General features: G+C 41.4%; 17 protein-coding genes. 10 read left to right on the forward strand and 7 right to left on the reverse strand.

What is annotated here, in order from left to right; genetic code table 11:
• Nucleotides 1-584 precede the first annotated feature (584 nt).
• The 3 genes from ACED60_RS12510 to ACED60_RS12520 all read left to right on the forward strand — a co-directional run bounded on the left by ACED60_RS12510 (nucleotide 585) and on the right by ACED60_RS12520 (nucleotide 2,779).
• On the forward strand, nucleotides 585-1,748 hold the full coding sequence (locus ACED60_RS12510) for a threonine/serine exporter family protein (protein WP_009845522.1): 1,164 nt from the start codon (nucleotides 585-587) through the stop codon (nucleotides 1,746-1,748).
• A 177-nt stretch (nucleotides 1,749-1,925) separates the two neighbouring features.
• Entirely contained in the window at nucleotides 1,926-2,264 is a 339-nt protein-coding gene (locus ACED60_RS12515; RefSeq protein WP_004731484.1) for a zinc ribbon domain-containing protein YjdM, read from the forward strand.
• Nucleotides 2,265-2,308: 44 nt separating this feature from the next.
• Nucleotides 2,309-2,779 carry a GNAT family N-acetyltransferase gene (locus ACED60_RS12520; RefSeq protein WP_017101368.1) on the forward strand — a complete coding sequence of 157 codons (471 nt, stop codon included), beginning with the start codon at nucleotides 2,309-2,311 and terminating at the stop codon, nucleotides 2,777-2,779.
• 47 nt (nucleotides 2,780-2,826) lie between these two features.
• Here ACED60_RS12520 and ACED60_RS12525 read toward each other — a convergent pair whose 3' ends face one another.
• Nucleotides 2,827-3,936, reverse strand: coding sequence for a helix-turn-helix domain-containing protein (locus tag ACED60_RS12525; protein WP_371727688.1), 1,110 nt, complete (start codon nucleotides 3,934-3,936; stop codon nucleotides 2,827-2,829).
• Nucleotides 3,937-3,956: 20 nt separating this feature from the next.
• Between ACED60_RS12525 and ACED60_RS12530 the strand changes: the two genes are divergently transcribed.
• Nucleotides 3,957-5,963 carry a TonB-dependent siderophore receptor gene (locus ACED60_RS12530; protein ID WP_371727689.1) on the forward strand — a complete coding sequence of 669 codons (2,007 nt, stop codon included), beginning with the start codon at nucleotides 3,957-3,959 and terminating at the stop codon, nucleotides 5,961-5,963.
• A gap of 172 nt (nucleotides 5,964-6,135) precedes the next feature.
• Here the strand turns inward: ACED60_RS12530 and ACED60_RS12535 are convergent, their stop codons facing one another.
• The 6 genes from ACED60_RS12535 to ACED60_RS12560 form a co-directional block, all read right to left on the reverse strand.
• Entirely contained in the window at nucleotides 6,136-7,080 is a 945-nt protein-coding gene (locus tag ACED60_RS12535) for an ADP-ribosylglycohydrolase family protein (RefSeq protein ID WP_371727690.1), read from the reverse strand.
• Nucleotides 7,081-7,272: 192 nt separating this feature from the next.
• Complete coding sequence (locus ACED60_RS12540) at nucleotides 7,273-8,199, reverse strand: amino acid ABC transporter permease (protein ID WP_017102887.1); 927 nt, start codon at nucleotides 8,197-8,199, stop codon at nucleotides 7,273-7,275.
• Between the two features lie 133 nt (nucleotides 8,200-8,332).
• On the reverse strand, nucleotides 8,333-9,142 hold the full coding sequence (locus ACED60_RS12545; protein ID WP_371727691.1) for a transporter substrate-binding domain-containing protein: 810 nt from the start codon (nucleotides 9,140-9,142) through the stop codon (nucleotides 8,333-8,335).
• A gap of 12 nt (nucleotides 9,143-9,154) precedes the next feature.
• On the reverse strand, nucleotides 9,155-9,952 hold the full coding sequence (locus ACED60_RS12550) for an amino acid ABC transporter permease (RefSeq protein ID WP_009845515.1): 798 nt from the start codon (nucleotides 9,950-9,952) through the stop codon (nucleotides 9,155-9,157).
• Nucleotides 9,952-10,698 carry an amino acid ABC transporter ATP-binding protein gene (locus tag ACED60_RS12555; protein WP_012600470.1) on the reverse strand — a complete coding sequence of 249 codons (747 nt, stop codon included), beginning with the start codon at nucleotides 10,696-10,698 and terminating at the stop codon, nucleotides 9,952-9,954. Before ACED60_RS12555 ends, ACED60_RS12550 begins: the two co-directional genes overlap by 1 nt.
• 235 nt (nucleotides 10,699-10,933) lie before the next feature.
• Nucleotides 10,934-12,082, reverse strand: coding sequence for an iron-containing alcohol dehydrogenase (locus ACED60_RS12560; RefSeq protein ID WP_012600471.1), 1,149 nt, complete (start codon nucleotides 12,080-12,082; stop codon nucleotides 10,934-10,936).
• A gap of 193 nt (nucleotides 12,083-12,275) precedes the next feature.
• Between ACED60_RS12560 and ACED60_RS12565 the strand changes: the two genes are divergently transcribed.
• The 6 genes from ACED60_RS12565 to ACED60_RS12590 all read left to right on the forward strand — a co-directional run bounded on the left by ACED60_RS12565 (nucleotide 12,276) and on the right by ACED60_RS12590 (nucleotide 19,836).
• Nucleotides 12,276-13,160 carry an AraC family transcriptional regulator gene (locus ACED60_RS12565; RefSeq protein ID WP_009845512.1) on the forward strand — a complete coding sequence of 295 codons (885 nt, stop codon included), beginning with the start codon at nucleotides 12,276-12,278 and terminating at the stop codon, nucleotides 13,158-13,160.
• A gap of 634 nt (nucleotides 13,161-13,794) precedes the next feature.
• Nucleotides 13,795-15,042: a RidA family protein gene (locus ACED60_RS12570; protein WP_371727692.1), complete on the forward strand. Its 1,248-nt coding sequence runs from the start codon at nucleotides 13,795-13,797 to the stop codon at nucleotides 15,040-15,042.
• A 241-nt stretch (nucleotides 15,043-15,283) separates the two neighbouring features.
• Nucleotides 15,284-15,640 (forward strand): hypothetical protein, encoded by a 357-nt coding sequence (locus tag ACED60_RS12575; RefSeq protein ID WP_135383784.1) that lies wholly within the window; start codon nucleotides 15,284-15,286, stop codon nucleotides 15,638-15,640.
• A 94-nt stretch (nucleotides 15,641-15,734) separates the two neighbouring features.
• Nucleotides 15,735-15,887, forward strand: a complete 153-nt coding sequence (locus ACED60_RS12580; protein WP_009845509.1) for a hypothetical protein — start codon at nucleotides 15,735-15,737, stop codon at nucleotides 15,885-15,887.
• Nucleotides 15,888-16,839: 952 nt separating this feature from the next.
• Nucleotides 16,840-18,249: an EAL domain-containing protein gene (locus ACED60_RS12585; RefSeq protein ID WP_371727693.1), complete on the forward strand. Its 1,410-nt coding sequence runs from the start codon at nucleotides 16,840-16,842 to the stop codon at nucleotides 18,247-18,249.
• Nucleotides 18,250-18,369: 120 nt separating this feature from the next.
• Nucleotides 18,370-19,836 carry a hypothetical protein gene (locus ACED60_RS12590; protein ID WP_371727694.1) on the forward strand — a complete coding sequence of 489 codons (1,467 nt, stop codon included), beginning with the start codon at nucleotides 18,370-18,372 and terminating at the stop codon, nucleotides 19,834-19,836.
• The last annotated feature ends 100 nt before the right edge of the window (nucleotides 19,837-19,936 follow it).

Here is a 19,936-nt window from a genome sequence, read left to right on the forward strand (position 1 = left end):
GAATCGAACCCGCATCATCAGCTTGGAAGGCTGAGGTAATAGCCATTATACGATGTACGCACATCGTCTTAACGAGTTTGATAATGCCACATCTAACTGAAAACGAAACCTTTTTCTTTCATTTTTATTCTAAGTGCTCGCATAACCACCACTCCGCTAGTTTTTCCATCATGTTCGGCGCTTTTAGAGTGAATAAAATGTGACTAAACTCTCGTTAAACGTAGGGCGAGAAACAACAAAGAACCCTCCACTCTTTCTAAGACCCATTCAGTTGGATTTATAAACCTATTTTAGTGGTGTTTTCTCATCATAAAATCAACATAAATACAGGCAATTTGACCGTTAACATAAACTGATTTCCATTCGTATTTTGATGCCCAATAATAACAATCTGGATGCATTGTTTTAACTTGCCAGTCTGCCAAAGTATTCATCAAGCGAATGCGAAGCGGGTGGAGTTATAGGCTCCTCTAAGCGTTCGAAGGAAAAAGTAACGAATTTAGTTGATAATTCATGCAAAACTCTCGTCATTACGTCTATCGTTTGGTACATTTGCCGCACATTTTGTCTCCCCTAAAATTCCCATGCCTTCTCAGTTCCGAATTAACAAAATTGTTGAAATTGGTGACACTCTTCATCGCAGTGGTTGTGCTCCTTACAAGCTAGAGAAATACACCCAATTCTATGCAAAAAAGCATGGTGTTGATGTGATGATCCAAGCAACGCCAACCGCGATTAATTATCAATTTCCAGACGATAACAACGCCGTTATTCTTAAGCGTCTAAAGCCTGCTTCGATTAACTTGAGTTTGTTGGCCAATACCATCATTCGTATTAACCAACCGAGCAGTGAGCCTGTGCCAGAGCCTGTTGGTTACTCTAAACTTGTGACGGCACTGGCCAATATGGGTATTCCGCCAGCGTATCTGATGCTAATTGGCAGTACGTTAGAAGCGGTTGGCTTTTCTGCATTACTGGGTTTGATGGTTTGGGTATGTCAGCAAGTTCTTCATTCACGTCGCGCTATTGCGGTTGAATTCATCTCGGCACTATTAACGGGTATCTTCGTGGCATTTTTGGCAAGCACAGGGTTGCCGATCCCGGTGTGGGCGTTATGTATCGCTTCGATTGTCTTGTTTGTCCCCGGGTTATCCATAGCCAACGCACTAGAATGTTTGGCGTTTAATGATCTCGTCTCTGGTACCAGTTTGTTAGGGCAGAGCGCATTAACCCTGATAAAGCTGTTTGTCGGGATTATTATGGGGCTCAACATTGGTGAAGCGATATGGGGACAAGCGGTCTCCATTGACTATACGAATGCGGTTCCGACATGGATGCACATATCTGGTTTGGTGTTGATCTCGGTGTCGATTGGTGTGATGTTCAATGCGCGTCCTAAAGACATCTTACTTGGCTTGCCAGTGGCAGTTCTGGGTATGTGGGGGCCATTCTATCTTGGTTTTGATAGTGGCTGGGTTGTCGGTACTTGGGTTACGACGGTTCTTATTACTTTGTACGGGACTTGGATTGCCAAGAAGATGGAACTCACGGGCTCTATTTATATCGTGCAAGGGATCATCATCTTGGTTCCGGGTAGCCGAGTATTAGTAAGTGCCAGCCAGTCGGTGTTTGAACAATCGATTTTGCCTATTCCGAGTATTGGTTTATCGGCGTTATTCATGTTCTCTGCAATCGTGGCAGGACAAATCACCGCTTACTCGATTTACTCACCAAAAGTCGAACGTTAAGCCGTTCTGCTTCTCAAATTTTTAAACAAACACAGCTTAGCGACTGTGTTTGTTCGTTTTAGGTACTGATCTTTTTAAGACAATTAGCTCTCCGTAAAACTTGTTAGATTTATGCTCGCTAAGCCTGACAAGAGTCATTAAAATGGAACAAATTCTATTTAAATGAAGTATTAACGTATGTCTCTACCTCCTTGCCCGCAATGCCAATCTGAATATGTCTACCCAGACCAAAACAACCTAATCTGCCCTGAGTGTGCCTATGAGTGGAACCCAGAAGAAGAGCGTTTAGAAAGAGAAGCCGCGCGTGTTAAGGACGTAAATGGCGTTGTATTGGAAAGTGGCGATAAAGTTACCTTCATTAAAGATCTAAAAATTAAAGGCAGTTCTTCTGTACTGAAAATCGGCACTAAAGCGGTAATCAGACGAATAAATGAAGGCAAAGATCATCAGTTAGATTGCAAGCTTGATGGTGGTGGTGAAATGCTCGTTACAGCGAAGTACGTTAAGAAGCAGTAGTCGAGCGTTGGCTATATAGTTCATTGATTATTGTTGGAGATATTTTGAAGTATTCGACAAGACCCGCTCAGTCATCAGATTATGAATTTCTGTTCGAGCTGAAAAAGGCGGCTGAATTTGAGCCAATCAAAGCTGTTTTTGGCTGGGATGAGCAAATTCAACGAGATATACACGCCGAAGAGTGGGCAGAAGAACGACCTGAAATCATTGAATATCAAAGCAAAGCGATTGGCAGTGTGTTGCTGCAAGACAAAGGCGACCACTTCTATTTTTGCCGATTCTTCTTGCTGCCTGAGTATCATGGAAAGGGAATTGGTAGCCAAGTACTGAAAGACTTCTTAACTAAGGCTGATTGCTTAACTAAGGCTGACAGCCTCAATAAACCCGTCGAACTATGCTATTTACAAGGTAATCGAGTTGGAGATTTGTATCTGAGGTTTGGATTTGAAATTACTTCGCAGAATGACCAGTTTGTTTATATGTGGCGGTCACCTGGCCAACATAGCAGATGTTAGATATAGCCTTTTAAAGTTATAGAACAAATAGTTTTATATCAATGTAACTAAGTCTTAATCGCTATGTCTTGTGGCGGCACACCGAAGGTTTTCTTAAAAGCATTGGTGAAATTAGAAGGGTGCTGATAACCCGCTTCATAGGCGGCCTCGGTGATTGAAACCAACCCTCGTTCTAAATGCTGGCGTGCGATCTCTAATCGTCTCAAACGGATGTAACCGTTGATTGTCATGTTGTATGACTGCTTAAAACGCCTTTGAATATTAGATACACTCATCGAAAAATGCTCAGCAAGCATTTTTAGGCTCAGCTCTTGGTCGAGATGAATTTCAATAAAGCAGATTACAGCCTCAATTCGTTCGTCATAACTTTGATGTTCAATGTTAGTTACACGTGTCGCTGGTTTTATTATTTTTGGTTTAGTTTGGTAAGCCAGACAGCAAGTTTGTGGTAGTTGATGCATCGAATTCTCAAGGATCTGTTGAGTTAAGGATTCTATATGCAACTTCTGATGGAAGTTATTGGGTGAAGAGCAAGTCGTCAATTCTTGTGTCAGCTTCCAGATTTCTTCCGTCACTTCTAATTGGAAGTTGGCATTATGTGTATTGATGAAGTTTCGGCATTTACACTCTTCGGTTACTCGAGATTCGAACCATTTTGGTTTGACTAAGATGTTAATATTATTGAGTTTATTGCTTGCTGTCATCACTCGACGGAAATTGGCGGGTTTAGTGAGGTTGACCACCACACCTTGAGGTTGATGAGTGGCATCGAGATCAAATTCGAGATCATCGTAACCAAATGACAGCTTACCTTCCAAAAGAATGGTGATCAGAACTGAAGCGTGAGCGGTAGAGATTATCTTAGTATCGACGAGCTCAATACAGCGGCCACCGTGGATAAATATTAGTTCATTATATTGATAAGAAAGAAATTTCCCCTCAGCCAGTGATGTCTGTGTAGTTTGACCTTGTGTGACAATAATCTGCTTTTCTGTTTGCTCCAACTTTTTAGTCAGAGTGACTTTGCCAATTTTAGCTCGTTTAGACGTTACTTCACTCATTTGACCGTTCCTCATAACAGCTGTGCGTTTTTGCATAAGCAAATCATCTGTGCATTTATAGGTTACAACTCTATCATGATTGATAATTATTATCATTTACATCTAGGATTGAATCTATGGAAAGCCCAGTCAGATCAACAATTAAGCTTTCAGCCCTCTATATCGCAATTGCCAGCACGTTTAGTAGCTCTGTTATTGCCGAAGAAAGTACATCGCACTTCGATGAAGTTGTGGTTTGGGGAACGAAAGTCTCAAGCAACACTGAATCGATCATTGCAGATGACATGTCACTGAAGCAAGCTGACCATATGTCAGATTTGCTGCGCGAAATCCCCGGTGTTGATGTTGGGGGAACGCACTCGATCAACCAGCGAATTACGATTCGCGGCCTAAGCGAAACTGACTTAGACATTCGATTGGATGGCGCTTCTCAGCACGCCAACATGTTCCATCATATTGGTAATTTGACTCTTAACCCTGACATATTGAAATCAGCGGATATCCAAGTAGGTAACAACTCGGTGACGCAAAATGGGTTAGGCGGTTCAGTGCTGTTTGAAACCAAAGATGCCAAAGATCTACTTCGCTACGACGAGACTTTTGGCGCTCGTGTTTATGGCGGGTATGCCACGAATGCAAGCCAGCAAGGTTCACTTACTGTGTATGGTTTGTTGTCAGATAACGTCGATGCCATGCTTTACAGTCATTACATGAGCCGTGACAATTTTGAAGATGGTGATGGTACTGAAACCTTTGGCTCAGAAGGGGATGTATACAATATTCTAGGTAAGATTGGTTTTGAGCCAAGTGACTTACACCGTTTTGAACTCTCTTATGATATGTACCGTGATAACGGTGATTACAGTCCACGCCCTGATATGTCGGGTGGTACGAACGTGGGTTTGTCTAAAAACATCCTCATTCCCACCGATTACAACCGTGACACCATCACGGCCAGCTATGAGCTGCGTGGTGAAAGTCATCAAGGTAACGTGACTCTATACAACACGGAAACTGAGATTCAGCGAGATGAAAGTGTTATGGCACCACGTTGGCCTTCTAATCGCTTATCCAAAAACACGGCTAAAAACCAAAACTTTGGTCTCAACGCAAAGTTCCAATCCGATTATCGCCTGATGTCGTTTGATAACATCGCGACTTATGGCTTTGACTATATGGACAAGTCATCGAGCAGCTATTACGGCAGCAGCAAGTTTATGGACGAGTCAGCAATCTCTACAGCCCTTTTTGTTGAAGATCAGTTCTACTTTACTCAAGCATTCTCGGTCACGGCAGGGCTTCGTTTTGATGATTACCAACGTAAAGCAGAAGTTGGTAGCGAAGATTTTGACGATGTAACTTGGTCGTTGGCCACTCAATGGGATGTTACTCAAGATTGGACGCTGTTCGCGAGTACACGTTCGTTGTTCAAAGGCCCGGAGTTGATGGAGAGCTTTATTGCTTACCAAGATGTCGCTTATTTGGCTAACAATCTGAAGGCTGAGACAGGGCAGAACACGCAAGGTGGTGTCCGTTTCGATAAACGCTTGGATAATCACTTTATTGGTGCCAACCTGACAGTATTCCAAACTAATATTGATGACTATATTGCCGAAAAGTATCAACGTGCAAGTAAGAGTTATTTGATTTATAACCTAGGTGACGTTGAGATAAAGGGCTTCGAGGCGAGCTTATCTTATGGCTACGAGATGTTTAACAGTAAGCTGTCCTATGCGCTTTCAGAGACTAAAAATAAAGACACAGGCGGTGCAGTCGCAGGTGGCAATGGTCGAAGTATTGATATGGGTGACAGCATTACGCTGACACTCGATTATCAGTCTGAAGCGCTTGAGACTATCTTTGGTTGGAATTCGATGTTTGTTAAAGATGAAGACAACGTATTTGATGGTCAGCCGATCAAAGAAGGCTATGACGTTCATAACCTGTTTGCTCAGTGGGTGCCTTCGAATCTTGATGGATTGTCTGTCACCTTTGGTATCGATAACGTGTTTGATGAGCAATACACCTCACACGCTTCTCGTTCAGGTACGGCAAGAGGCTTTACCTTGGATGACTATGAACCTGGCCGTAACTACAAGCTTTCTGCCGCGTATCAGTTCTAGGAAAGGTTTAAACTCATAGGTTTGGTTGGAGCGATAAACTCACGGTCGTAGGGATCCGGAAGGGGTATTGCTCGAAATTGAAGTTATCCGTTTAAGTCATTCTAGTGAAAAGAAAAGCGCCTCTCGAGCAAGGAATCGAGAGGCGCTTTCGCCTTATTTGTTATTGTGGGAATCACTCAATAGGCAAAGACAGCACACCACAATTGAGTTCTACTTGGCTCAGCCATTCTGTTGGAATCGCTCCGTCTTCTTCGTAGAAACACGCCGCTAATACCGCGCCAATCACAATCGCACGCCCGCAGCTGTCACCACCACATAAGATGTTGTCGCGAATGCCTTGTTTGTAATTCTGAGCACCCGCAATGATGCGAATCAGCAGTGGAAACGCGGCACTTAGTTCACAATGTAATCCGAACTTTTTCGCGGCATCTGTTATTGAAAGCTCGGGATCAGCCAGAGCTTCGTCGATTTGGTCGTGTATAAACTTGCTACAGGTTTGTCGCACCATCTCTACCGACTGCAATGGCGAGTTGCCTTGAATCGCCGCTTGAACCAGCAGGGTGATGGCTTGCGCCCATTCCACGGCTTTGTCGTTGTTGTTGGTCACTCGCACCGCGCTCTCGACCATAGCTGGTAAAGTGTGAGACGTGTAAGTACAGGCTACTAATGGAATTATCTTTGAAACTGCGGGGAGCTGCGTGTCATCTGCGCCACAGGCAGTAATCGGGGCGTCCTCTAGTTCTAATTGATGGATATTCAGCAAGCTCATGCGCGTCGCTTTATCAATGTAGCCTTGCCAACTGCCGCCAAAATCAAACCAGTTGCGGAAATGTTGAATATAGCTCGCTTCATCGTATTTTTGGTTGTCGACTAAACTATCGACCATAGCCAATAACTGAGCACCGTATTGCGATTGGTCGCCAGCGGTTTTTCCTTGGTGCGCAAAGTAGCCTTTGTCTTGATAATCGAACTGATTCGGTGACCGAAATTCTGGCTCGAAACCAGCCACGTGTAAGATCCTCTCTTGGTCATACAGCCAGTGCAACCCCATGGAAGCGGCGTCTCCAACCAATGCGCCGACAACGGCGTAAAAAGCTCTTTCTTTATGATTGTCCATGCTGAGTGATGTCCTTGAGAAGAATCAACGTAGTTCGATACTTCAAGTATAGTGATTAGACGAGTATTTCGCTGTGTTTCTAAGAAGAAATATGAAGGGATAAATCCCGATTGGTCAATAGCTTAAACCAATCAGGTGAACTTGATAAGGGAAAGGAATGGTCGGGCGAGTCGGTACTATTAATTAATGACGTTACTGATGGTTAAGGTAAGCACTAGAACGTTGTTCAATCACTTTGAACAGACGCGAAAGCGCAAAGCATAAAGCAAAATATACGAAGCCTACAATCAGCCAGATCTCGAAGATCAACCCCGATGAGTTTGCCATCTCAGTACCAACAAACGTCATCTCTTGGATCGAAATCAGAGACACAATCGACGTGTCTTTAACCAAGGAGATTGCTTGGCCTGCCAATGGTGGGGTGATGGCAGTTAATACTTGTGGGCCAACCACAAATCGATACTTAGACAATGCAGACAAGCCAAGCGAATCGGCCGCTTCCCATTGGCCTTTAGGAATACCTTCTAAACCCGCTCGAATCACTTCCGCAATGTAAGCCGAAGAGAGCAAACCAATACAGATAACACCAGACGCTAAGTTTTCCCAAAGGTTAGCAGGACCAAACAGAAAGGCTTGAACAGCGTTAATCTCGCCATTGTGTTCACGTAAGATACTTTCTAAACCAAGTAATGGAATCAGTTGGTTAGAAACGAAGAAATAGAAGATGAAGACAAACACCAGTGGCGGAATATTTCGAACCAACTGGATAAAAATCAGTGCCGGTGTTTTGAAGAAAGCGATCTTTGAGTGTCTTGCTACACCTAACAATGTGCCAAAAGAGAGTGCTAACACCATACTCCAGACACTCAAGCGCAGTGTAGCGATCAAGCCTTGGAAGAAGTAGGGAATACTGCCTTGAGAAGGTGGAATGAAAATTAGGGTAAACGCATCTTCCCAGCGCCACTGGTAGTTGATACCAACAGCAGAACGATAATAAAGCCAGCCTGCAAACACACAAATGACAGCGAGTAACACGCCATCCAAAAGGTTAAGGCGTTGATACCAAGGCTTCATATAAACGTTGGGCTTAGGTGTTGTTAATGCGCTAGTACTACTCACGTCATTCCTGTTTAAACAATAATAATTAGTAGGCTGTTTTGTTGAGTTTTAGATCATCATTAAAGCGAATCAAGTTGCCGAATCGAGGCAGTGCAGACAACGCACTGCCTCGATTCACTAGCAAAAGTTCAGATTACTGACCTTGAGCAATCTGGTCCTGCCAATCTAGAGTAGAGAACCAGTACTCGTAACGCTCTTTCAACCAACCGTCTTTAGTACGTGCTTTGATCCATTCGTTGAAGAATTCTGCCTTGTCAGTTTCACCTAGGCGAACTGCAAATGCTTCGTTACCTTTTGATAGACGCTCTTCAAATGGAATAAATAGCGTGTCTGCATTTTTGATCGTTTCGTGTTCTGGTTTCGGGCTAGACGCGATAACCGCGTGCGCGTTGCCGTTTAACACTTCTTGGAATGCTTGAGCATCGTCATCGAACTGTAGAACTTTCGCTTTAGGGAAGGTTTCACGAGCGACTTGAACCGTGAATGCTCCACGACGTGCTGCAATTTTTACGCGGCGAGAATCAAAATCAGAGATCTGAGTAAAACCTTCCGCTAGCTCTTTGTTAGCCGCCAGTTGAACGCCAGAGTGCGAGTAAGGTTCAGTGAACAATACGCTTTTAGCTCGCGCTTCAGTGATAGACATACCGCCGATGATTACATCAAATTTTTTCGATAATAGAGAAGGGATAATACCGTCCCATGCCGTAGGTACAAATTCGACTTTCCAACCAGAATCTTCGGCAAGGCGTTTCGCCACGTCGATTTCAAAGCCAACGAGATCGCCTTGTTTGTTACGCATCGCCCAAGGAACAAATGTCGACATCCCAACGCGCAGTGAGCCACGTTCGTTGATTTTATCGAGGTTAGGCGTTTCAGAAGCAAGTGCAGGCAAACTTACGGCAAGCGCAAGTAGGGCTGTAATCGCGGTTTTAAATAGCTTCATGCTGATAAATCCTTATTGTGTTCGCCAGTTAGCCCCGAGCTTATGCTCAAGCCAAGCAGCAACGGCAGAAAGTGAAAGTGTAAGAGCAAGATAAATGATCGCCACAGAGAACCAAATCTCGAATGGCATCGCGGTTTCAGAAACAATGTTTCTGGCTTCAGTCGTCAGGTCAAAAATAGCCATGACACTCACAATTGAAGAGTTTTTAATAAGAGAGATCACTTCATTAGTCAAAGGTGGCAAGGTACGTTGCACCACCTGAGGAAGAATCACATCCCAGTAAGTATAGGTCTTTGATAAGCCCAAGGATTGAGCTGCTTCAAATTGTCCTCTCGCAATACCATTTAAACCGGCACGAAATATCTCGGCGGTGTAAGCGCCTTGGAAAAGTGCCAAGGCTAAAACGGCAGTGCTAAAGCGATCCAGCCCTAACACGGGGCCAAATACAAAATAGAGCAAATAAATTTGTACTAATAACGGCGTGTTACGAATCAACTCAACATAGCTGGTGGCTAAGGTGCGTCCAACCACAGAATTTGAGTTCCTCAATAGCGCCGTCGTTAAACCAATGATCAGCGTAGCAACCAAAGAAATCAGAGAGATATTGATGGTAACCAGTAGCCCTTCAACTAATTCTGCAGGCCACCATTCACCATCTTCATAGAAAGCAATATAGTCCGGCACACGCTCCCATTGCCAGCTGTATCCCATGGTTTGTGCGCCAGAGTCGAGAATCCAAACAACAGCAGCCACCAGTACAACAATCTGTACCAAAGCAGATAGGGCGGGTTTAATAATTCGAATCAACATCAATAAGTCAGGATCTGATTTAGGAACGCTTGAGTACGTTCATGTTGAGGGTTTTCAAAGAGCGCTTGTGGCGTATTCGATTCCACAATTTGTCCTTCATCCATGAAGATAACGCGGTCGGCCACTTGTTTCGCAAAGCCCATTTCGTGGGTCACACACACCATGGTGATACCTTCGCTCGCCAGTTCAACCATCACGTCGAGCACTTCGTTGATCATCTCCGGATCAAGCGCTGAAGTCGGTTCATCAAAAAGCAGTAATTCAGGCTTCATGCACAGCGAACGGGCGATAGCTACACGTTGTTGCTGACCGCCAGAAAGTTGTACTGGGTATTTGTTGGCTTGTTCAGCGATGTGTACGCGCTCGAGATAGTGCATTGCAAGCTTTTCGGCTTCTCGTTTGCTTTTTTTCAGCGTACGTATTGGAGACAGAGTCAGGTTTTCAAGCACGGTAAGATGGGGGAATAAATGAAAATGCTGAAACACCATTCCGACTTGGCCAGGTGTGTTGAATTTACTCGGAAGTACTTGTTCTAACACGCAAAGCTCGCCACTTTCGAAAGGTTCTAGCTGATTGATACAACGGATTAAAGTTGATTTACCCGAACCTGATGGCCCGCAAATCACCAGTATCTCTCCTTGTTCAATCTTTAAATCGATATCCTTTAGGGCATGAAAATCACCATACCACTTGTTAAGTGACTTAAACTTAACCATTTCCTTGAGATTGTTCAAATCGTTGTTCATACCTAATAAAGAGACAGGTTTACCTTAACAATATAGAAATATGATTGCACATTAAATTAAGGACTTATGAGAATTTAATAGCATCTTGTAGGGCAAATTAAAAAGCAGCGCCTGATTTGGACGCTGCTTGAGGATATACGCAAAGGCAAAGAATTTGGTTCAGTTTCACGGAATAAATTTTTAGATTATGGTGATTTTCTTTAGAACCTTGTTTTCCTTGCTTTAATTTTGACTGCTATTGAATTGCAGACTCTAAAATCTCACGCGTTTTCTGAGGCGTGATTGCTTTGTTCTCGCCAAGCTCTAGGTAACCGTGTGATTCAAGTTGAGCAACAACGTTGTCGATTGCTGCCGCTTTAGTTGCTTCGTAACCGTCGAACATAGTTGCAACGTCTAGGCTGTGGTAGAAGGCTTCGATTGCAGCAATAGTGCGCTCGGCTAAATCAGCACCCGCTTCTAGGCCAAATACGTTGCGACCCATTTGCTCTAGCTTGCCACGCTTCGCTTCGATTTGATTACGAAGTAGTGAAGGTTGAACAATCGCAAGAGAACGTGCGTGGTCTACGTGCCATAGTGCTGTGAATTCGTGGCCAATCATATGTGTTGCCCAATCTTGAGGAACGCCAGTACCAATCAGGCCGTTAAGCGCTTGGTTTGCAGTCCACATTAGGTTTGCACGCCATGCGTCGTTGTCACGCTCGTCGTATTGCTTACCCAGTACAAGTAGGTTCTTAAGCAGTGTTTCTGCGTAACCGTCTTGAACCATCGCGTCTGTTGGCATTGTGATGTATTGCTCACATACGTGAACCCACGCATCAACTAGACCGTTGATCAGTTGGCGCTCTGGCAGAGACTTCATTACGTCTGGGTCCATAACCGCGAACTTAGGTTGTACTGCAGGGTTCATGAACGCCAGTTTCTCTTGAGTCTCTTTACGAGTGATTACAGCACCCATGTTAGATTCAGAACCTGTCGCAGGGAGTGTCAGTACAGCACCAATAGGGGTTGCTTCAGTAACTTGGTGTTTGCCCGCTAGGATATCCCAACCGTCGCCGTCGTATTTAGCTGCCGCAGCAACGTATTTAGAACCGTCGATTACTGAACCACCGCCAACAGCGATAATGAACTCTACGTTTTCTTCTTTAACAAGAGCGACGGCTTTATCTAGCGTCTCTTTGGTTGGGTTAGCTTCAACACCAGCGAACTCAATCCAAGCGTGATCCTTTAGAGAAGCGACAACTTGGTCGTAAACACCGTTGCTTTTGATTGAACCGCCACCGTAGATGACTAGTACTTTCTTCGAAGTATCAACCGCTTGGCTGATAGCGTTGATTTGGCCTTGGCCGAAGTGGATAACTGTAGGGTTAACATAAGTGAATTGCATTAGAGATTCCTTGTGTAAAGCTCAATTTGTTATTTTATTTGATTGCTCAATTTCTATATTTGCATATTAGTACAGTAATCTAGGGTGATGAAGAGCTGATTCTCCAAATAAATTGCCTATTTCTACAAAATTGATATTCTTTCTCTGCTTTAGCTTACTTACTCTTAGCACTTGGAATGGAAAGTCGCCACTTATGAAAACACTCGCGCAGTTGTTACAGTCTTATGTAGAACACAAAGGTTGGGATGATCTCGAAGGGATCAGAGAAACTGAAATTGGCGGTGTGTGGTTGTATAGAAGCAGTGGCGGGAATCAACGTCAGCCATTCACTTACCAGTCGGGTATTATCATGCTCGGGCAGGGCAAAAAGAACATCTATATTGGCGATAGACCCGTTACTTACGCTGCTGGTGATTATCTTGTGGTAGGCGTGCCAATGCCATTGGAGTGTGAAGCCTTACCTGTAAATGGCGAACCATTGCTTGGTTTGTCGATAAGCATCGATTCTCAGCGCTTGCACAGCTTAGTCAAAAAGCTGGAAGACCAAGGCTTTCTAGAGAGCTACTGCAACAAGCACAAGCAGAATTCGAGCGGCTTAGAATCGACGCCAATGGAAGAGCAAATGCTGGAGAGCTTTACTCGATTGGTCAAAACTCTACATTGTGACATTGAAGCCAATATATTGGGCGATGCCATGGTCAGCGAAATTGTCTACCGCGCCCTAACCGGTTCAGAAGGGCGTGTGCTGTTTGATTTAGCTCATCATGACGGCCATTACGCACGTGTCGCTAAAGCGCTGTCTAAAGTGCATGAAGAGTACGACCAAACCATCACTGTTCAATCGCTTGCCGACGAAGCCAACATGAGCGTGTCTGCCTTCCACAATGCATTCCGTAATGTCACCTTTGAATCTCCTCTTCAATATTTGAAGAAGGTAAGACTCAACAAAGCCAAAGAACTGATTCAGCTAGAAGGCCTTCGCATCAGCGATGCTGCTCGCCGAGTCGGCTACTCCAGCCCATCCCAGTTCAGTCGCGAATTTAAGCGCCACTTCAATACCACTCCGAGAGCGGTTTAGTTCTTCTTTCAACGAAACTATCTGTTGAGAGCTATGGTGTCGATTGCTCATCGTTGACGCCATCGTGATTCCTGAAAGTACCATTTCTTGGTTGAACACCATACTTCTCATGTCATCCCCCTGAGTCTCATATTTGTTGAATTATATGAGTAAATGTATCTAATCATAGGCATTGTCAGATTGTAGGTATTTGATTCTCGAATATATTATTAACGTACTTATATAAAATAAGCTCTCAAAAATAATTAATTAAATAGCCTAAGAATTTATGCATGGGTATAAGAGGTAAAGTTACTAACCTAGCTAGTAATGGAGTTTTAGTGTGAACAACCTATCAAATATCATCTAAATTTTGTAAATTACCCATCGAATTATCTGAGAGAGTATTCAGGATTATTGAATAGACTTAAAATTAAAGAGAATTTAGCAGTTGATAAAGCCTAATGTGACGGATAATTAGTCGCTTGATGACTAATTATCCTGTAACTTGCTGATTTATAGTCAACTGAGAGTCTGATGTATATCACGTTTACCCTAAAATAATTCACTTAACATGGCGCTACTTTAATCATTCTTTCCAATACGATTGTTAAATATAAATACGTATTCCTATATTATTAAAAGGATAATTCCGATGAGTAGCGATATCATTAAAATTTCAAGAAATACTGAAAATGCACCAATTAATTCTGTATCTACACAAACGGTCGCTTTTTCTCATTATAATAACTTTTCTGCTCAACTGCCTGTTGACCCTAAAACAGGTGAAATAGTTATTGGAGATATTAAAGATCAAGCAGCACAATGCTTAAATAATATTAAGGCCATTGTTGAAAGCATCGACCATGTTATGGATGATGTTGTGAAGATTAATGTTTTCGTTAAGAATATTTCTGATATCGATGCTATCGATGAAGTTTACGCAAGCTTCTTCAACAACAGCCTGCCGACACGTACAGTCGTGGGTGTAGCTGCGCTACCGAACAGTGACGCTTTAGTTCAAATGGATGCTCTTATTTCAAACGGCGAAGGTACTAAACCACAAGCACCTTGCGCACTAGTTAAGGTCTCAAGAAATACAGATAATGCGCCTCAAAGTGCTGTATCGACGCAGACAGCGGCTTTTTCTCACTACAACAACCTTTCGGCTCAATTGCCTATCGATGTAAATACAGGTGAGTTGGTTTCAGGTGGTATCACAGAGCAAACGACACAATGTTTAGCAAACATTAAAACGATTCTAGAGAGTATCGGTCATGTCATGAATGATGTGGTTAAAACCACTATCTACCTTAAAAATGTTGAAGATGCAGAAAAGGTAAATGAAGTTTGCGCTAAGTTCTTCCCAAGTTATGTACCAGCGCGAACGGTTGTTAATGCTGCTGAACTACCAATGGGCGCTTTAATTCAAATTGATACATCCGTTTCACATGGCGACGGTACACCGCCGCAATTACCAGAAGACACTCGCTTGTTGGTTATTGAAGCTAATAATACTGTCGATGCCCCTTTCATGGCTTATTCGCACACCGTTGCTTTCTCTCACTACAATCATATTTCAGGCCAATTACCTTTAGACCCGAAAACAAATGAAATGGTTGCTGGTGGTGTAAAAGAGCAAGCGGAACAATGTTTACAAAATATTAAGGCGATCATTGAAAGTGTTGATCATAGTATGGACGATACTGTGAAAATTAATATTCAGCTTAAAAATGTTTCAGACATTGATACAGTGAACGAGGTCTACACAACATTCTTTAATGCTGAATTACCGGCAAGAACGGTGGTTGGGGTTTCAGAGATTCCTATGAATGCTCTAATTCAAATTGATGCAGTCGTTTCCAACTGCGAAGGTACACCACCACAAGACGTCGTTGCTTAAATTAATTGCACCCTTCTCAATAATAGCGATCAGATCTCGGCTTTAGCTCTTAAACATTGAGTCGAAACATAAGCCGGCGGTCTGATCTGCTAACTCCCCACAGATACTGCCAATCCCAAGCCTCGCTACATAACTTATTCGAAGCGATATAATTAAGCTTATACTCGACATATGGTGCTTATTGAGTCGAAGTGTCTTAATATGAAAAACAGATGCTTAACGTAAGAAAGAAAACCAGTTTATGCAATTTCGAGTTATTTTATTGTTGTGCCTAGCGGTAGTGGGGTGTTCATCTAATCAAGAGCTAACACCTGATCCAACAACTATCACGCTTTTTTATGGTGAGACGTCGATCTCGGCGGGTGTGTTAGAAGATAAAACATTTAATTCGGTTCTAGCCAATAGAAGAGAGAGTGTTACTTTCTCGGGCTCACTATCAAAACAAAACTCAGGTTACTTAGTTGATATGTTAGTGATCAGAGAAAATAGAGCACCACGTTCAAAGCGCCAATTAAACACCTTACTTCTTATGAAGCCGGGAGAGTTAGTGGATGTTGGCGGTGTGAACAATGATGTGTTCAGAGTCATTTTAGAGTAACAATCCCGAAGTAATCAATTAATGTAAAATTTTTCTTTACCTCAACCTAACTTCAAGTCTTAAGCTTCTCTTACCCAATAAGAAGGAGCTTATTATGCAAAATAACTACGTAAAAGAACTCGCCGTTAAAACTTACCAAGAAGACCTTAAGAAAGAGTACGTTAAATCTAAAGCTAGGCCATTCCACGGCCCGAGTTTTATCGGCGGCGTACTGTTGTCAGTCGTGTTGGTTGGGTTGTTTTATTGACTTGAAAGCGTACAGGCCATTGAGATAACTTATTACAGGATACTGATAGCCGAATTGTTGTGAAAGCTAAAACAATCAGAGGTACCGAGATAAACATAGTAACCTTAATTGCGTTATCTTCTACCGATGATTTGGCAAACTCACAGTAATACTGGCCAAATATATCCAACGACTACCCATTCGACAGTAACTTAGTGTAATTACACTAAACTATTCATTACAGCTTGCCTTGACCAGCCTTTATGTAGCTTTACTACCTCAGTGCTGATTTGTACTGGATGATTCTGCTAATACCTACAACAACGTTAGCTGTTGACGACTTTACGTCGCTATGAACTATGACTCTTCGTTAGTTTCTCTATCATCAATTATTGTTCAGTTAATTATACAGAGCAGCTTCCTTTTTATTTGGTTTTATCCATCAAAATGTCCTGCTCTCCTTTCAATGGAGATTTCCCATATATTCAGATGGTTGAGGTTAGGATTAGGTGTTTGCGTTAGGACTTAACTTACTCTCTAGCGTGCATTTGATTACATTTATGGTTTGTTTCACTTCCAAACAGATTGGTTTCATCAAGGGTATGTGGTGATGTAACCCAGATAAAGTTGCTGATTTCAATCCCTCCCCATTAAATATCGCGATCACTGTCAGTTTTTTATAGCGCAAATAAATACTAAAAAAAGCGATGCAATCATTACCCCCTGAAATGGCACTGTGGCGTAATTTTGTGGCTATTATGTTATGAAGTTGTCGGTAGGTTACGGTATGTATAATATACGGTTAGTAGTGTTTCCGTGCGTGATATTTATAAATGTGCACAATTACACTCAATTCAGGTAGATGACTATTAAGTGGTCAGATTTGTTTTTATTTGTGTAAATCTCATAAGTAAGAATACAATCATTCCGTTGCATCGCAAAATGCGATGCATATCACTTTGTTCGGGGTGCCGTGTTGTCTACTGTTAATTTACTTTGTCTGTTTTTTATTACATTACTAATAATATGCACATCATTTCATTTGAAGTCGTCGGAAGGTAAAAAAAAGCTATCTTTTGTTCAGCAAAGACTTGAACGAGAACAAAATAAACAAAGGCTCAAACGTTTTTTCTGTGAAGAAACAGATTTACCTAACATCAACTATATTCAAGAAAAATTATTAAGAACAAACAGAAGTACCTACAAGATCATGCATGTAATCTGTGTTGGGAGATCTGCAGATTTCTATAAGTTTTTCGACTCAAAAACTAGTCGAATAGTTAAAACAGAATTACATCACTACCTAAGTAAGACACTTTCACCAAGGGTTATCGGTTTGTTTGAAGACAAATACATTGTTCTTGTATTTGAAAGCGATACTCCCTGGGAAGAAAAAAAAATCCTTGAGCAGCAACAAAAAATTCAATTCTCTCTGCCTCTTGAAAAGAAAGTAGGCGATAAAACCCTAACTTTTGATTATTCTCTTGCTAGCATGATCCTATCTAATTTTGATAAACCCCAAGATAAAAATCAGTTGTTTAGAAGAATGGCTTACAGTGTTAAAAAGTCACTTCAATCTATTGATGGTGTCTACATATATAACATTAATGACTATGAAAAAAACGTTAGAACCCGTTCGGTAATCCAAGCTTTACATCACGATATAAAAAAGGGAGGGACTCAGTTCGAGCTTTTTTATCAACCCGTCGTTTATAGTATGAATACTTCTAAAGAGTACCTTTGGGAAATATTGCTTAGGTGGAAACGCACAGAGTTCGGAGGTCCTGGTGTATTTATGCCATTATTGGCAACGGAGCCGCACCTACATTACTCATTAACCATTATAATTTTTAAAAAAATAATTGAATACGCAAAAAAAACTCAAGATACACTTCCTAATATCAGTGTTAACATTAGTCATGCAGATTTAAGTATCGTTGACTTTTATGATGATGTAATGGAATTAACCAAATTAGTTCCAGAGTTAAGAAGTAAGATAATATTTGAAACAGTTGAATATAGTGAGGGTCTTTTACATAGTTATGCTAAAGAAAATATAATTGCTCTTAAAGGGGCAGGTTTTCGATTTGCTATTGATGATTTTGGATGTGGTTACTCCAATTTTAACCTTTTATCAGAAAAATATTTTGATTTTATTAAGCTAGATAAGTCGTTACTACAAAAATGTCAGGAAGATATTTTGGCCAATGAGACACTTAAGTTTATGGTTAAGCTATCTGAGCGTATTGATGTAACCTTGATTGTCGAAGGCGTTGAAAATCCTCAACACCTACGACTACTTCCAAAAAAATCTAACATATTATTCCAAGGCTTTCATTTTTCCAAACCAAGAAGGTTAATTAGCAATGTGAAAACAGGTTGATATATGTATGGGTAATAATATGTGAAGGGCTGTAAATGACATTAAACAAAATCGAATTCGTTAACTAATTTAAGAGTATTACTATTTTAAAATTTCAACAAATAATAGAGATCCATTTAAATGAAAATGAAAATGAAAATGATGATACCAATTTTGTGCATTCTGGCCTTATCAGCTTGTGGTGGCGGCGGTGATGGTGGGAGTAACCCGACAATTCACAAAAAAGCTACTGGAAAAGTAATCGATGGTTATATTGTTGGCGCTACCGTTTTTCTAGATATAAATAATGATGGTAAGTATAACGCAAACACTGAACCTAGAGCTTTAACTACAAAAGGTGGTAGTTATGAGCTTGACCTAAATGAAACCCAAGATAAATGCCTTGGTTATGCTCCAACGATAGTAGATGTTCCTGTTGGCGCTATTGATGAAGATTTGGGGCCTGTGAAAAATGCTTATCGTATGGTCTTACCCCCTGAATTTAAAGAACAGGTCGATTTCAAAAACCGTTTTATCACCCCTTTAACTTCATCTTTATGGGCGACAGTAGAAACCAATAATGGTAAAAGTAACTATACGTGTCAGGATCTAATGAGCGATATAGAAAAACAAACTAAACAGGCTCAAGCGTTAGAGCATGCTCTTACAGAAACAATTCGCACATATAATATTTCTGAGGCTAAAATTTATGGTGACTTTATTGCATCCGAAGATAGTGACCTTGCCTTAAAGGCCCAAAATATCGTAACAGGTCTAAAGAAATCGTTCACAGATACAAAAGATTTACAACAAACCAACCCCAATAGCTATGTGCAAGTTCATTACTACTTCAAAGATGAAAACGGCGCTAGGAATTGGTATAAAAAGGTTTATATTTCTTCTCTAGGTACTAATCAATCAGCAAAGCAAACAACCACAAAAATGAGCGATGATTTGTTAACAGAGGTGGAAGTGTTGTCTGAGTCCACATCGGTTAACCTTTCAACTCAGTGGGGTGTTTACAACAATACTTTTGATATTGCTAGTATTAACAATTTTAATAGCAGCATCCGTCCGGGGTGTACATTCACAGAGAAAATCATTATTAAAGATGATAAATTTGATAATGTACTATCTAACATTGCCTACGATGGTAATATACATAACTTAGTGAATTGTCAATCTCTGGATCTAACAAATAAAATAGTCTCTAGAACTACTTCAACTTGGAAATATAACAAGAGTATCAAAGAACAATTAAATCGTACTTATGTCGACTGGAATGAGCATACTTTTGGAAAAGGCGATGACTTTGGATTATCGACAGTCGTTAATGTTAAAAGTCATTTAAATAGTTTAGATTCTGAAAATATCAAAACAAACATTATGGGTAGATATAAAGATTACTCTAGTAATGAATTAGGTGACGCATCTAAGGTCATACGGTCAAAGATAGTTAATGATCAGAGTAAAGAAATCACCTATTGGAAAACACTCTTTCGTGCATCTCCGACGACATATTCACGAAGAATAACATCGTCAGATCAAACTTCTGTATACGAAAAAAGTACTGACGGAACTAATTGGGTAGTATCGAGTAAACCGTAGTCGTTAAGTATGTATATAATTGATGGGGTGGGTTGCTTAAATGTCACGCCCCATTCACTTCTATTAAAAAATATCTTCCTATGCCCACTAGAACCTCACT

Origin of the sequence: Vibrio sp. 1F279 (assembly GCF_041439815.1) — a bacterium.
Classification (GTDB): Bacteria; Pseudomonadota; Gammaproteobacteria; order Enterobacterales; family Vibrionaceae; genus Vibrio; species Vibrio tasmaniensis_A.

Bases quoted from the DNA above. Each gene is read 5' to 3' on its own strand.
- ACED60_RS12510 (WP_009845522.1), top strand. From the start codon at position 585: ATGCCTTCTCAGTTCCGAATTAACAAAATTGTTGAAATTGGTGACACT.
- ACED60_RS12515 (WP_004731484.1), top strand. From the start codon at position 1,926: ATGTCTCTACCTCCTTGCCCGCAATGCCAATCTGAATATGTCTACCCA.
- ACED60_RS12525 (WP_371727688.1), bottom strand. From the start codon at position 3,936: ATGATAATAATTATCAATCATGATAGAGTTGTAACCTATAAATGCACA.
- ACED60_RS12530 (WP_371727689.1), top strand. From the start codon at position 3,957: ATGGAAAGCCCAGTCAGATCAACAATTAAGCTTTCAGCCCTCTATATC.
- ACED60_RS12535 (WP_371727690.1), bottom strand. From the start codon at position 7,080: ATGGACAATCATAAAGAAAGAGCTTTTTACGCCGTTGTCGGCGCATTG.
- ACED60_RS12545 (WP_371727691.1), bottom strand. From the start codon at position 9,142: ATGAAGCTATTTAAAACCGCGATTACAGCCCTACTTGCGCTTGCCGTA.
- ACED60_RS12550 (WP_009845515.1), bottom strand. From the start codon at position 9,952: ATGTTGATTCGAATTATTAAACCCGCCCTATCTGCTTTGGTACAGATT.
- ACED60_RS12555 (WP_012600470.1), bottom strand. From the start codon at position 10,698: ATGAACAACGATTTGAACAATCTCAAGGAAATGGTTAAGTTTAAGTCA.
- ACED60_RS12560 (WP_012600471.1), bottom strand. From the start codon at position 12,082: ATGCAATTCACTTATGTTAACCCTACAGTTATCCACTTCGGCCAAGGC.
- ACED60_RS12565 (WP_009845512.1), top strand. From the start codon at position 12,276: ATGAAAACACTCGCGCAGTTGTTACAGTCTTATGTAGAACACAAAGGT.
- ACED60_RS12570 (WP_371727692.1), top strand. From the start codon at position 13,795: ATGAGTAGCGATATCATTAAAATTTCAAGAAATACTGAAAATGCACCA.
- ACED60_RS12575 (WP_135383784.1), top strand. From the start codon at position 15,284: ATGCAATTTCGAGTTATTTTATTGTTGTGCCTAGCGGTAGTGGGGTGT.
- ACED60_RS12580 (WP_009845509.1), top strand. From the start codon at position 15,735: ATGCAAAATAACTACGTAAAAGAACTCGCCGTTAAAACTTACCAAGAA.
- ACED60_RS12590 (WP_371727694.1), top strand. From the start codon at position 18,370: ATGAAAATGAAAATGAAAATGATGATACCAATTTTGTGCATTCTGGCC.